1 protein-coding gene (running past one end of the window) is annotated in these 15654 nt (G+C 66.6%); it reads left to right on the top strand.

Annotation, left to right across the window (positions count from 1 at the left end; genetic code table 11):
- Window positions 1–15654, top strand: the 3' portion of a protein-coding gene (locus ON44_RS43535) for a helix-turn-helix domain-containing protein (protein ID WP_157187623.1). 13911 nt of this gene lie to the left of the window's left edge; 15654 of the gene's 29565 nt are visible here — the last part of the coding sequence; the start codon falls outside the window, past its left edge; it ends in the stop codon at window positions 15652–15654.

Here is a 15654-nt window from a genome sequence, read left to right as displayed (position 1 = left end):
CAGCCCACGGCCCGAGCCTACGACTTGGGACTGGTCCACGATGACCTGAGCGAGCAAGAACGGGAGCTGGCCGCGGCGCTCGGTCCCCTGGACCGCCGGTATCTGGACGCCGCCCCCGGGGATCTACTCGGGCTGTTCGACGCCGCGACCGACACGAGGCGCAGCACTCGGCACTGGAGTATCGGCCCGGACGGCACTGTGCTGGCAGGGCGGGGCGCAACCACCGCCGAGGATGGCGGGCCCAGCCCATTCGCCGCGAAGTTCGTACAGCGCGTCGATGGCAGGGCGGTGTGGCGAGACCACCACCTCCCACGGCGAGACATCACGGTCATCCGGGAGCAGGTGTCCAACGTCGGGGAACTGGTGGAGGAGCGGCTGGCCGATCTTCCGGAGACGCACCGGAAAATGCTGCACGACACGCACCAGCGGGCGCTGGCGGCGCTGGCTCGGGTCGAGCAGCACGCTGTCCACACCACGGAGGAGACCTCGCATGTCAGCGGGTTGAGCGCGGACGCGCAGGCCAAGGCACGGTTGGTGGAACAGTTCACCCTCAACCATCCGTACTTTGCGATCGCCGGTCTCGAGCACCCCCTCGTGCTCGTCGAAGCCGCCCGGGAAATCCTCCAGACGCTGGACGAACTGCTCACGAAGTACCACTACACGCCCGGGTTCCGCAGGCTCATGACCAACATCCGCGGGCTGCGGATCGACTTCCTCGACGATCCGGACATCAACGCCGAGACCGTTCCCGGCGGCAGCGATCGGACCCAGTGGATGACGTTCAACATGCGCAGGGCCGCCAACCGAGCCCAGGCCATCGAGGACGACAGCGAAGACAGCGCGACCGGTTACCACCCGAGCAGTGGACATCCCTACCACGACGATGTCGTCCACGAATTCGCGCACGCGATCGATCACGCCACCGGAAGGCGCCTCAGTGCGAATATCGAAACCGTGCTGCACGACGCCTGGGAAGCGCTGCGGCGGCACGGCCTGATTGCCGAACCGTATGACGCGTGGCTTCGGCACCTCCCGGAGGCAGCCTTCACCAGCACGACGAAGGAGACGCTCGCCCCGAATGAAACCGTCGCGGTCGGGTTCGTCGACGTGGAGATCAACGGGCCCCTTGTCGGCACCCCGCAATGGGTTGTCCACCACTATGTCACCACCCTGCGGCCGCCGGAGGTTGCGGGGGCGGGCGGAACGGCCGATCGCCTTCGTCCCGCGCACCACGAGCCGGAAAGTCGCGGTACGGACGCCGGTTCCATGGAAGGCCACATCGGCAGCCGGCCGATATCGGATCCGGGTGATCGCTCCGACCAGGACGTCGCCGGGGTTGTCGAGCAGCGCTTTCCCGGTGTCCGGTCGCCGGATGCCGGTGTGCTGGCGAGGCATGTCGACGCGGGGGATCTCACCGATGAGCAGATGACGGGGGCTGCTCTCGCTCCCGAGCAGCTTCTGCTCACCGAGGAGCATGCCGTCGCGCTGTCGGATGCACTGACCGAACGCGATCAGGCAGTCGACCGGATCACCGATCAGGTGTGCGAATTGGAGGACGCGCTCGCGCCATTGGTCGGTGAATCGGGAACGGTAGACATGGTGTCTCTGACCGGTGTCCGCGATGAGCTGAATACATTCTTGGACCAGCAGTTGGCCGCATACGCCGAAACTCCAGAGGGACGGCGGGACCAGATGATCGCGACCCTGCGTGAGATCACCGCGCAGCCACGTCTCGACGATAGAGATATTCGAGTGCTTACCGAGATAGTCCCGGTCAAGCACAGTGGACTCGGCGCGGTGCTTCCCGGGGCGAAAGATCGTTATGCCCAGGCCTTGCACACCGCGGCCCGGGTTCGGCTTGCGGAACTGGATTCGCGTCGGGTGGAGGCCTTCCGAGTCGATGACGCGATACGGCGTTTGCAGCGCGGAATCCGGGGTCAGCTAGACCGCGCGGCAGAGGTGCTCTATGACCGCGATTCGCGCCGGACGGTTCAGGGTTTGCTCGACGACATCGATTCGATGCGGTCCAAAATATCGGCGGCGCGTCGGCATATCAGCGTTGGATGGCACGATATCCCGGGCAACGGGCTGGCACCGTTGCTATCAGAGATCGCTCGAGGTCTGCGTACCAGAGACGATGTAGTTGAAGCAGTAGCCGCCATTGCCGCGCCCCGGCACATCACCGTGATCGTTGATGACGCACTGAGGATGGTCGAACGGTCCGCGGTAAGCGTATTCGCCGAATCCTCGATGCGCGGATTCGTGTTCCGGGATCACGAGGCAAGGAACGTCAGGGCCTTGGCGGCCGCCATAGCCCGCGTGCGCACCATGGTGGGCATTTCTGAGACTCCCCCCGATCTGTACACCCAAGTAGTGGACAAGTCGGCGGAGCACCGATCCGATTTCGGCACCTTCGTGGATCCGGCCGACACGTTATACCTGCACTTCACCCCGAACATTCGCGCCATCGCCACAGCGGGCATGATCCGGTCCGGCGCACACGAGGAGGTCATCAACACCACGGCCGCCCATTCCGTCGGGGTGCATTTCATCAAGCCGGGGAACTGGCAGGGGACGGAAAACTTCAACATGTACGTCGGATATGCCGGACTCCGCCGCACACTCGAAATCGGAAACAGCACCGTACTGCCTGAGCCGCTCGGCGCGATCGTCGTGATCCCACTCGGCGCGATCACGAAGACAACGCCGTTACGCAACGAGGCCAAGACGACCGCACCGGACGAGGCTCATCTGGCCAGCGACGCCACGTTCCGTCCATTGAACGGGAATCCCAGATACGCCTACCCCCTCGACGACGCCTACATCATTCCTTGCTACAGCGACCAGCAGGTCCCTCGGGAGCAGCGTCTGATCATCGACCCCGACACTGGGGAACGAAGCTTGCGACCGGTTGCCGAGCCGATCCGCGACGCCTTTCGCCGCGCCGGATACGACGAGGCTTGGATCGACCGGCACGTCATCGAGCTACCAGAACGCATTGCAGCGGACCCCGGCACTCGCGGCCTCCACGGGGAGTACGACCGTACCCAAAGGCTGATCCGGCAGGCCCAGGACGAGATCAAGCGGCGGATGGCCGAGGACGGGACGTACATGGATCGACTCGTCGTTCCATTGACCACCGAGCATGGGCGGCACTTCGAGACCCTCGATATGCACGGCACGACGCGGCGGGGCTACCACTCGACATCCGATGTTGCCATCGAACGGCTGATTGTCACCGACCGGCACCCGCAGGTCGGTGACGCGGAGAAACCGCAAAGCAAACGCACCCCGTGGACTCGGAGCGGCCAGCCGGACAGAGCACCCGACCAGCAGGAACAGCGCACTCGACCGCGCGGACCGGGCGGTCTCATCGGCAGTCGGCCCTCATCGGAGCCGGAAGACGGCGCCGAACTGACGCTTCCGCCAGGTCGCAGCGATGGTCCGGGTGGCCTGATCGGCAGTCGGCCGCGAGAAGGCTCCTCCGGCGACGGCGTGTCCGCCGGTCCCGACTTCCAGGACTTGGTGCTCGCAGGCATGCAGTCCGGAACAGCGGAACGTTCGCTGGTCGAGGATGCGCCGGGGGTGCGGGTCGAATCGGTGACCTTCGGCAACGGCATGCGCGTGTTCATGGAGACCTACACCGACCCTGTCGCTGCGCTCGAGCAGGTGCTGCAGCGGGAAGTCGCTGCGATCATGGACGCGCCGGTCGGGCGTACCTGCCTGATCCGGGAGGGCGGCACCGTCTGTCGGGAGATCACTCCTGGGCAGCCGGGCGACAGCCTGCAGGCACTGGACCGCGGGATTCTCGGCTCGCGCTCGGCCCGGCGACTCGGCCTCTTCGACGCGGTGACCAGGACGAACCGTGCCGCGCGAGAGTGGAGTGTTGGCCCGGACAACGAGGTGCGAGGTGGTCGCGCCCCGTCCGTGATCGACGCGACGCCGACCGGTGTGTTCGCCGCGATGTTCGTGCGGCAAATCGACGGCCGCGAGGTGTGGCAACACCACGGCATGCCGAGGTCGGAGCTCTCGGCCATCCGGGAGCGGGCGGCGTATCTGCAATCGTGGATTTCGGATCTTCCGATACCCGACGCGTACAAGCCCGCGCTGCGTCACATACACGGCGGGTACATGGACGCGCTGACGGAGATCGAGATGCGCGCCGCGCGCACGCCCGGCGAGATATCGCATCGTGCCGGGCTCGATGTCGAGGCACAGGCCAAGGCGCGGCTGGTCGAGTCGTTCAACCTCGACTACCCGCACATCACGATCCTGGGGTTCGAACATCCGGATGTTCCCGCCCATGTCGTCGAGGAGATCCTCGGTGCGCTGGACGAGATGCTCACCAGGTTCCCGGGCCGGACCAACATCCGGGGACTGTGGATCGATTACCTGGGTAACGAGGACGCAGGCGCCGCATCCTTCGCCCAGCGCGATTCCGCATCCACGTTTCGAACCGTGGGGATCCAGTTCAGCCTGCGCAATGCGAGCAGGCCGGCGTGGACTGTCGAACGCGGTATCGAGATTCGGCAACGCGGTGTCAATCCGGTCGGTGACCGACCGTTCCACCACGACGCCGTCCACGAATTCGTCCACGCGATCGATGCCACGGAGCTCCTGTCGGTGACCCTGCCGCAGGTGCTGGACGAGACCTGGTCCCGGCTCCACGAACTGGGCCTGATCCGAGAACCCAGACAGACCTGGCTCGCGCGTCTGCCCGTCTACGCCTTCGTCGATGAAACCAAGGCGGAACTGCGTCCATACGAGGCCATCGCCGTCGGGTTCGCCGAGGCGGACATCCACGGCGTGCCGATCGGCACCCCGCAGTGGGCGATCCACGAGTACGTCACCACCGGTCTGGCACCCCAGATCACCCCGGCCCTCGACGTCGATCTCCAGGCCGAGGAGAATCAACTCACCTCGGCGTCGGTCCCGCACCCGGAGGAGGCGGGCGACGGCGACTTGACCCGGCCGTCTCGTGCTCCGGATCCCGACGCGGTGCCCTTCGGATCGGAGGCCGTCGTCCCGGTCCTCGGCCCCGGCCACGGACCGCCGGGTTTCCTGCAACAACAGCGGGGCTTGCGGCGGCAGAACGAGGCGGCGGTTGTCCTTGCGCGGGCCGGCTTCCGGGTCGAGCAGCACCCTGTCGAATCCGGCGCGCGTCTGCCCGACTTCCGTATCGAGGGACGGATCTTCGATTGCTACTCACCGGCTACCGGCAGGGTCAGCAATATCTGCTTCGAAATCCGCCGCAAGGTGCATGTGAAACGCCAGGCCGAGCGGGTTGTGGTGAACCTGGCCGACTCGGCCGCGGACCCGGTCGAATTGAGTCTGGCATTGCGTCGGCACCCTATCCCGAACCTACGCGAAGTACTGGCCATCGACCGGCACGGCACTGTGCTGCGGCTGTCGCCGGGACCTCTAGCGGTAGTCGAGGGCCGGCCGGACACGGGCAACCACGGATTCATCGGCAGCCGTCCCCCGGAGCAGCCCGATCCGCCGCGTCGCCTCGAAGGGCCACGACCGGAATCGCATGCCTCACCGGGATTATGGATCAAGGCGCAGCGACAGGAACGGGGGATGCAGCAGAAGGAGGTTGCACGAGCGGCTGGGATGGCCGCAGGCCACCTCTCGGCCATCGAAAACGGCAAGAACATCCCTCGGCTGGCGACTTTCCGGGAAATCGGCGCGGCGTTGAACATCGGCGAGGCGCTTTTGCGTGCCGCGACACGTCGCTTCTATCCGGATACCGATACCGATACCGATCTGGACGCGCACGATTCCGTCGGTAGTTGGGTTGCGGCGCTGCGCAACGGCAAAGAAATGACCAAGACTGATCTCGAGCGTGCGACAGGCGTGGATCTGTCACACATCGCCGATATCGAAAACGGCAAGTACATCCCACGCCTGCCGACACTGCGGCGAATATGCGAGGCACTCGATGTCGAAGCGGAAATGCTGCAGGCCGCGGTCAGTCGCTTCTATCCAGAGACCGACAGCGATACCGATCCGGCTGTGTACGACTCCATCGGAAATTGGCTTGCGGCACTGCGGCACAACAAAGGACTGTCGCAGACTCGGCTGGGCGACGAAGCCGGAATGGCTCAAACCTACGTTGCCGGTATCGAAAAAAACAAGCATGTTCCGCAGTTGAAAACATTCCGGCGCATCTGCCTGGCGCTGGGGGTGGAGGAGAAACTGCTGGAGGCTGCAGTCCGTCGATTCTATCCGGAAACGGACGCCGATACCGCTCCCGCCGCGCACGAGACGCTCGGCGATTGGATCGAGGCAAGGCGCGGCAGCCTCCGGATGACACAGGTGGAATTCGCTCGCCTGGTAGGCCTCTCCGGCCGCTATATCACCGATATCGAGAACGGAAAACAAATCCCGCACTTCCGCAGCTTCCGGCGTATTTGCCGAAAGATCGGAGTTCGTGGTGGCGAGCAGATCGACGCTGTCCGGCGTTTCTACCCCGATATCACTGCCGATATCGATCCCGCTTCGCACAAATCATTGGGGCGTTGGATTGCGGCGCTGCGTTACGACGAAGGGATTTTGGCGACTGAGCTCGCGCGGCGAGCGGGAATGCCGCGTAGCACTATTTCCAGTATCGAGAACAATCGTTATCTTCCTCGATTGCGGAAATTGAGGCAACTGTGTCGGACGCTGGGAATCGGTGGCGATATGTTGCTGGAAATCGTCGATCGTTTCTATGGCGAGCGATACGAGCGATCCGGCTATCGCGAGGAAGAAGAGCTGTTCCAGCGGTATGTGGTAACCCGGGTGGGGTCCCGCGAAGAGCGTGAAATCCAGGATGAGGTACTCGAGAAGTTTGCCTGGGTTCCGAATGCGGTGGCGCGTCGAGAATCCCCCGATATCCGCGACGAGGCGGTTAGTGTCGCCTGGATCGCGACTATCACCGCGATCACGAGCCACATCCCCTCTGCCTCGTTTGCCGCTCATGCCTGGGCCAGTTGCCGGGGCGCGCTTTTCCGCTTCCGTCTCGAGCGTAAATTCCCGAACCTCGATAATCGGACACGGAAGATGGTGAGCACGGTAGGTGCTCAGATCGGCAGAATGGTTGCCGAAGGGGAGGATCTCGACGACGCGGCGATCGCACGAACATTGCGATTGAGCGTGGCCGATGTGGTGCGGGCGCGCGAAATTCTGGAGCGCCCCACGGTGTCGGCGGATGCGCCGATGACCGGCAAGTCCGGCCCCGTGCACCGCGAGATCGCCGACCCGTCCGGTGCGGGGTTCTCCGATGCGGACTTCACGATGACCGTCCGAGCGGCGCTGGTGGATCTGCCCGATCCCGGTATCGCCGAACGGCTGGTAATGGCTCATCTGGTCGAGGGCGTGTCGCTGGCCCACACCGCCAGGCGGCTGGGCCTGCCACACGCGATCGCGGCGGACGTCCTCGCCGACGCCCTTGTCCGGTTGCGTACCGCATTCGCCCCCGAAGTCACCGCAAGTGATCGGGACACCACCGCGAGCGAGCAGAAACTGCCGACACCGACGCCGTGGAGCACCTCGACCACGGAGTCGGATCGGCCGCCGAATCCACCGGTGTCGCGCGACGATTCCGTGCCGGGCGAGGGCACGACCAGGCCGGGCGGATTCATCGGGAGCAGACCACCTGAACCGGGGGAGGCGGCACGTAGGCCGGCATCGGGGGAGACGCCGCGGGCGACGCCGTGGTCGCGGCTCTCGGACAGTGACGCACACGATGGTGTCGGCGGCGACGGAGAAACGGCCGAGATGGTCGTGGCGGAATCATCTGCGGCACCCGCTTCGGCCAGGGTCGTGGAGCATTTGCTCGGGTACTTCACCCGCAGAGATACGGCCTACTGGTGTCAGCTGAAGCCGGACAGCGTCTTCGCCGACTGGGGCTGGTCGAGTGATGAACAGATCCCCGCCCTGGCCCCGGACTTGCCGCTCAGCTGCATCGACATGGTGGTGTACGTCGCTGTCGCCGCCGGTGCGCTCGGCCGCGAGCAGGTCCCCGCGATCTACAACTGGGACGACCCCGACGACTTCTCCCGGCGCTGGGTGCATGAACTGCCCGGCCTCCTGGTCCCGGCAGGACGGCAACTCCTCTCGGACGGTGACACGGGGTCACGCCCACAGCACGGTGACATCGTGATGTGGCTCGGTACGGATCAGCCGGGCGGAGAAGAGCGGTTGATGCATGTCGCGGTGGCGGATGGCAAAGCCGATCGCAGGGCTGACTCCGCCTCCGTGCTTTCGTTCGGCGCCCGTTGCTCTTGGCTGCCGTCACAGCCGCGCCGCGGCGAGACCAGATTGAGCGGGGTCGAAGTCACGACAATCGCGGAGATCAGCAACGTAATCCTGGCGAACTGGTCGCACACGGTACGTGTCGAGTTCGGACCCGGTCCCTGGACGCAGCCATCGGCGATCGGTGGGGAGCTTCGAGTGCCACCGAGCCGGGAATCGCGGGCCTTGCGGCCGTTCAACAAGAAGAATTGGCGCCGTGAGTTCCCTGGCTTGACCGAATGGGTGAAAGGACGGCCCGACGCACAGCGATTGACCGCCGCGTTCGACGAGTGGGAGCGGGCCGAGGGCGCGGCGGGTGCGCCGACGCGACTGGCTGAGATGGTCGATGCCGCCGTGTCGAGCACGCGGATCGAGGAGGCGCTGCGGTCGCCCCGGGCATTGCCGATCGACGGACACCCGCAGGTGGCAGTACAGGTGGACCGAGACGACAATCCGACCGGCCTGAGAGTCGCGAGCATGGGCGGGCACGGCCGTGTCCTGCGCAAGCTGTTCACCGAACACCCGGACGTGCTGGACACGATTCCGCGCCACGGTGGCCGCCTACGGATCGCCTACGACGGCGTGCAGCTGCGGATCGACGGTGAGGTTCGCAGCGAGCATCTCCAGCCCGACGATGCCGATCCGAGCCGGAAGCGGATCCCTGGCCGGCTGCTCGACGAGTACCTGCGCCTATGCAGTGTGGGAGCGCTCGACAAGCCGGGGACAAAGCCCGGGAAATCACCGAAGCGGCCGACCTTCGAGCAGTGGATCAAGGGGCTCCCGCCGAGCGTGTTCAAGGGCCCCGGTGACTCCTCCTACGCAATGACGACCAATGGCCACATTCTGACCGACCGTGCCGTAGAGGAGGGGTGCCGCCCACCGCGGGCGAGTGAGTCCGACGATCCACACGGTGCGTTGGCGGCACTGCGCCGGGTTGTCCTCGAGGCCCCCGACGATGTCGTCCGCCCCGCGCCGATCCCGGAACAACCGGCACCGTTGACGGAACGCTCCAGCGAAGTGTTCGACCTCGGTGTCATGTCGGCGCGTGTCACGGTGGGGAAGGACCCGTCGGGCAGGTGGCGTCTGCTGGTGCCGTCCTACTCCGACTTCTACCCGGGCGATGTGCTCGCACGCTGGTGCGGGCAACTGGATGCCGGCCACCGCCGCCGGTTGCCGAACCTCATCCGGAGGCAGCTGAACGGCCGAGTGGTCGCCGCACCCGCGACCACCACTGTCGGACCCGGCTACATCGGCAGCCGCCCGACGGACTCCTCCGATTCGGCATCGGTGGTGCTGACACCACAGGAGAGATCGGCGCTGCGAGCGGAGCTGGCCGCACTGCTGCCGGTGGATCGGGACGAGGGGCAGCACGTGCCGGAGCGCCGGGGACCGGGCACGGTACTGGAGCGGCTGCTGACCGAGGAGTTCGCCGCCGACCCGCTACGGCCGGGCAGCTACGAGGCGGTGACGGACGCCATCGCCGACACGGTGGCGACCGCATTCGGTGAGCCGCCCACGCCCGCCCGTCGAAACCTGGTGGCGGCCATTCACGGCATACTCGCCGACTGGACCGTATCCGGCGACGCCGGCGCCGTCCGCCGAAACATCGCCGATCTCATGGGACACGGCGCGCAGATAGGCCACCCCGCGCCCGCCGACCCCGGACCAGTTGGTGGGCAATCGGTTCCCGAATCCGATGCCGAATCGCCGAAGCCCGGCCCCACCGGGCCGGAGCATCGCGAGCCGAGCGATTCGACCGCCGAGGCGGCACGGCCTGACGATGCGCCGATCGATTGGCTGCCGTCGGTGCAGGTGCCGCGCACGGTCGTGTCACTGATTCGCGAGCTGTCGAAGAAGGGCATGACGCAAGTGCTCGCGGAGCCGACGCAGGCACGGACCATCATCGCCGAGGTCGGCAGGCGGTTCGCGGAGGCGAATCTCCCGGTGCGCGTCGGTGGTGCCACGCGGCGGCTGGCGGAGTTGTTCCCACCGGATCAGCTTGCGTACCTGCGGTATTCGCTCGAGCGGTCGATCGCGTCGGGATGCCTGCAGTACAAGCTGACCGAAACGGCGTTACAGCAGATGATGAGTCATCCCGAACGGGTGACGGCCGCATTGCAGTCGGGATATTCGGAGGTCGAGCCGGGTTATTCCGCGTCGTGGCTGGACGATGACTACGTCATGCACGGCCGCGACGGCTATCCACGCGACAGCGGCCGGCACGCATTCATGCAAGCAGCGGTCGAGCATCTCGCCGCGGTATGGGATCAGGTGGACGGGCCGGTATGGCAGGAACTCGCGGCCATCAAGGACGAATGTTCCCGCGACCGGGCACCGATCCTGGACGCGATCCCGCCGCACCGGCGAGCCGAGTTCGGCCTACCCGCCCACTCGGTCGACGAATTCGCCATACCCGGCGACAAGACGGTACTCAGCGCCGCGACCAATATGGGCAGCATCCAGATCGTGCTGCGCGGTTATCTCGAGAGTCTCGCCGCGCACGCGGACGTGATCGAGGGCTGGCCATGGGCGAGCATCCAGCACAGCATCCTGGAATTCGCCAGCCGCCTGAGCGTGATGGCCGGAGTCACCTTCACCACGCTGGGCGACTTCACCGAGCCGCGCGACCCGCCGCGGTTCGCCTTCGAATTCGACACCACGAACCAGACGATCACCTCGATCGCGATCACCGGAACGGCGAAACAGGCTCGCGTGGCCGACCGTGGGGGTGTGTGCCCGGGGTTCGTCACGTTCGATCCGGCCGGAGCAGCCGAGGCGTCGATTGATCAGCTCAGGCAGTCATTGGCGGGATTCGACATCGAGGCGTACCGCCAGACGTCGGGCTCCAAGATCGCCATGATGGTCGGTGGGTTCCTGCTACCGCTGCTCGGACGCGATTTCCCGCAACTTCGACTCACCGGACCGTCCCTCACCGACCGCATGTCCGGCCGCTCCGGCGATCCGGACCGAGCCGTGCCGCGGCCGACCGGCCAATCGCCCGGACAGCCCGGAGACGACCAGCGGGAACATCTTCTGACGCAGATCCTCGCCGTCGTGGCCGACCGGGGATACGGTGCGATGTCGCTGGAGCTCGTCCTGGAGCGCGCCCGGCTTACGCGCCGGATGTACTTCCAGATGTATCCCGGTAAGCAGAGCGGTTTCGAAGCCGCCTGCGCGGCGGCGATCGACCGCGTGCGGACCGCTTGTGACGCGGCGATGCCGGACACGCCGGAGCGGCACGGCGGTGTGCGGTCGCGGCTGGAGACCGCCACGCGCGCCTACCTCACCGCCTTGGCCGAGCATCCGGACGCGGCCTGTGTGCTGCATCGAGACCTGCTCGCTCCCGGTCCAGGGGCACGCCCGCTGCACGACCGGCACCGGTCCATGCTCGCCGAGCACTTCGCCAGGGCGCTCGGTTCCATCGACACACACACCGCCCGCGTACTCGCCTCCGCGGTCACCGGCATCGTCACCGATCGGATCCGGGGCGCAGGTGCCGAACGCCGAACGATCGCGAACCTGCCGGACCTCACACCCACGGTCACGGCCTTGTCCCAAGCCCTCCTGCCTCAGGGGACCGAGGTGGTCGAGCCGGGCCAGGTCGTGACGGACAGCACGGGAGACTCCAGGAAATCGCACATCCGGCCGGACGGCCCCCGCCTGCTCACATCCGACGGATCGGCGCAATCGACGGAGCGGCCGGCTCCGGATAGTGGCGAGCCGTTTCCGCCCGACGGGCGAGGAAACGTCGGACCCGACGGATACATCGGCAGCCGACCCGGTGGCGGTGACGAGCCGGCCGATCCGATGCGGGTGCAGGAGCCGGAGCGTGCCGGAGCGGATGGTCACATCGAGCTCATCGGGCCGGTCGATGCGCGCGCCGGGCTGCCCACCTACACGCCGCCCGATGCTGACCTGCGTATGCGGGCCGAGCGGGTGTTGCGTGAGCAGTGGGGGTTCGGGGCGAGCCCGGAGGATCTGGTGTATCGGTGGCGGCGGCGGCCGGCCGCGAACCGCGCGGTTGCCGTCCAGGGACGTGCAGAGCACGCAGCCGAGAACGCGCGGCTCGCGCGGCGTCTGAGCGTGGACGAGCTGCGTGCGCTGGTGCGGGTGTGGCCGGAAATTGTCGGCAAAGCGGGCGGATTCCCGAGAAATGTACGCGACCAGGCCAATCGGTGGGCGTTAGCGAAATCGAAGGCCGCGCTCGACGACACCGCGGCGACGAGCCGGCTAACCGCGCCGGAACGGGCGCTGCGGGAGTATCTGCTGAATGTCGAGGACTTGCTGATCCGGGCGCGCCAGCGGGCCGCGACGGTCGAGACTCCCGGAGTACCGGCACCGACCGTGTTGCTCGAGCAGTTCGACGCAGACCGGCCGGGCGCCGGCTCGATCATGATCTCGTTCGGCACCGGAGATCCCCTGGCGGAGGCGTGGCACGTGGACGGCACCGCCGGCGACCTGCGCCGCCTGGATCAGCGAATGCAGTTGGCGTGCAACCACTATGAGGCGGCCGTACGGGAAAACCCGGATCGCCCCGTCAGGATCGTGGTGTGGTCCGGGACCGATGGTCACCGGTTGGCCGGGGATATGGTGGCGCTGGACGCCGACATGCACACTGCCGCAGCGCCCCAAACGGCGGTTCGGCCGGAACGCCAACTGGTTGTGCACGGTAACGGCGGTCGCACTGCGAAGAAGGCACTCCTACACGAGTCGGCCGCTCATACGGTCGACACGGTGGTGGTCTGTGGCGAGTCGAATCTCGCGACCATGCGTGACGCACTGGCGGAGATCGCATCGTCCACCGACGTGTACTACGGGATCGCATCGCTGTCGAGTAGCCCGGCAAGAGCAATGGATTTGCCAGGCGTGCAATTCGCGTGCAGGTTTCCGACCGGCGACGCGGGATATACCAGTTCCGTCCTGAAGGATATGCGCGACATGGCGCAGCGATACGAGAAGGAGCCGTTCGAGGCGGGCAAACCGATCGATGACGAATTCCTCCTGTATGTCGACGATCGCACCAAGGCGCCCACGGAGTCGCTGGACAATATGAGCCACATTCTGGCCGGCCGCCCGGACCGGGTCGCGCGGCATGATGACGCGCAGGATGCGTGGGTGCGCTTCACCGACTGCATCGAACGCACCGCCGATGAGCAGATCGAGTCCGCCTATATTGATATCCTGCCGCGCGATCCGAACACTGGTGTGCCCACCTTGGTCGAGACCGGTGGCGACGGTTCGCTCGCCCGAAGCGCGATCGAGAAGCGCGGCGGCGGCGGTCTGGGGCCCGATGTCCTACTGCATCGAGGTCTGCCGGACGATTTCACCAGAGCCGGCCGGCTTGCCGTCGAGAACAAACGGTGGTGGAACTCACTGCACAGCGACGAGCAGCGCGCAGTCGTGGCCCGGCACCCTGAAAGTGTGGGCAACGCCCCGGGCATTCCGTCCGAAGTGGCGAACTACGCGAACGACTATTGGCGATATGCCACTTCCTCCGCTATCCACGCGAAAGGCAGCAGGAAAGCCAGCCGGGTGGAGCGCCAGATCTTCAGAAACCTCTACGCCGTCGACGAGGCACTCACACGCTCGGTCACGGTGCACCGCGACATCCCTGCGCCGATCGTCTCAACGGTGGCGTTGGACCCGGAGGCGTTCGGCGGCAACGGATCCGGCACTTTCGTCATCGGCAACTGCCGACTCGACGACGCCGAACACGTGGTCTGGTACGTGGACGGCGTCAACACGCGCCTGCAGTCGGCACCGGCCAGGCTGGCGAGTGCGCGGAATCTGTACGAGGAGCTGGTGCGGGCGAATCGTTCCACCAAGGTCGCGGTGGTGTGCTGGATCGGCTATGAAGCGCCCGCCAAGAACAAGGAAGCGTGGGCTGCCAGGCCCGAGCTCGCCGAGGCCGGTGGGAGGCTGTTCGCGCGTGATGTTCTGGCCTTGCACACGGTGAGCAATGCGAGATTTTCCGTGCTCGGTTACAGCTACGGAACCCCGGTCGTGTCCGACGCGACCGTGGGTGGGCGACTGGATGGCGTGTTCGTCAACCGCGCGATCGCGGGATCGCCGGGGCGCGGCCGCCGCTATGACAGCGCGAGCGATGCCAGTTGCCGGTACACCTGGGTGCTGGCGCAATCCGACGATCCGGTGACCGGTTTGGGCGGCGATTCACCGGGTGCGCGTGGCCGGTTGCTCGGTGACGGGCCGCTGGGGCTCGGGACCGATCCGGCAACCGACATCAATGCGACGCGAGTGCGTGCCGAACGCGGTTTTCCGCACTCGCTGGCTCCCTTCGACGGGCATGGCGAGTACCTGCAGTATTCATTGGTGGGTGCCGCGCAGCCCACGGAATCGTTGCGGTACGCCGCGTGGTGTCTTGTCGGCCGGGGTGCCGAAGTGCCCACGGAACAGCATCGGCCTACTGTCGACAACCCGAGAGCGATGCAACGCATTCGCGCAGCGGTGGTCGATGCCGCGCGCGATCGCCGTGCGCCGCAATTGGACGCGGCACTCGACGAACCCGCTGGGGAAGCAGCGACCGATCCGCTCGGTAGACGGCGAACGCGTCCGGCTGAGCCCGGCACAGCGGCAGCTTCCGATGCGGCGCGTATGGGGACCAGGATCGCAGTACATCTCGGGGAAGGCGGGCTGGCGGATGACGGGCGGGCGTTGCTCGACGCGCTCGCGCTGGGAGTGAACGCGGTCGTCGTGGAGGTGGGCCGGGCCGCCGCCGACGTGGCTGCCCTCGACGCCGTATGCCGGTCGGCGGCATTCGCGGATGCGGTGCTGTCGGTGGCGGTGCCCGCAGGGCCCGCCTGGTCCGACTCGGAGATCCGTGCGCAGGTGGAAGCGATTGCGGGCACGCTGGAGCGGCACGGCGTGCGAGGAGAGCTGCACGCGGTCGACCTGCGAGTATTGGCAACGGCCACGGAGCTGGCACCGGATTGTCGGCGCGTGGCGATGATCAACTCGCTGACGGTGGCCACGAGAGGGATGCATGGCGCCGCCGGGTGGGTGGCTCGCGCGGTGCGGCCGGGTGCCAGTGACATCGATGCCATCATCGACGAGGTGCGCCGCGTGGGGGCTACCGGTCTCGCGGTCCCGTACCCACTGCTGTCCGAGGGGTTTGTGCGGCAAGCCGACGCGGCAGGCATGCGTCTGGTTGTATGGGGCGTAGCCGGTTCCGGCAGGATGCGTGCGGCGATCGCGCTGGGCGTCGGCGAGATATGGACGAGAAGCAGGGAGCATCTCGCGCTCCTGCGCGCCGAGGTCGCCGAAAGCGGGTTCCGGATACCCGAAGCGTTCTCGCGCTCGACGCCACCGCCGGACGAGCCGCCGAGAGCCACGCCGTGGTCCGGGTTCCTGGGCCGATGA

Origin of the sequence: Nocardia vinacea NBRC 16497, assembly GCF_000308835.1 — a bacterium.
GTDB classification, from domain to species: Bacteria; Actinomycetota; Actinomycetes; order Mycobacteriales; family Mycobacteriaceae; genus Nocardia; species Nocardia vinacea.
This window is presented reverse-complemented; position numbering and strand designations above follow the sequence as displayed.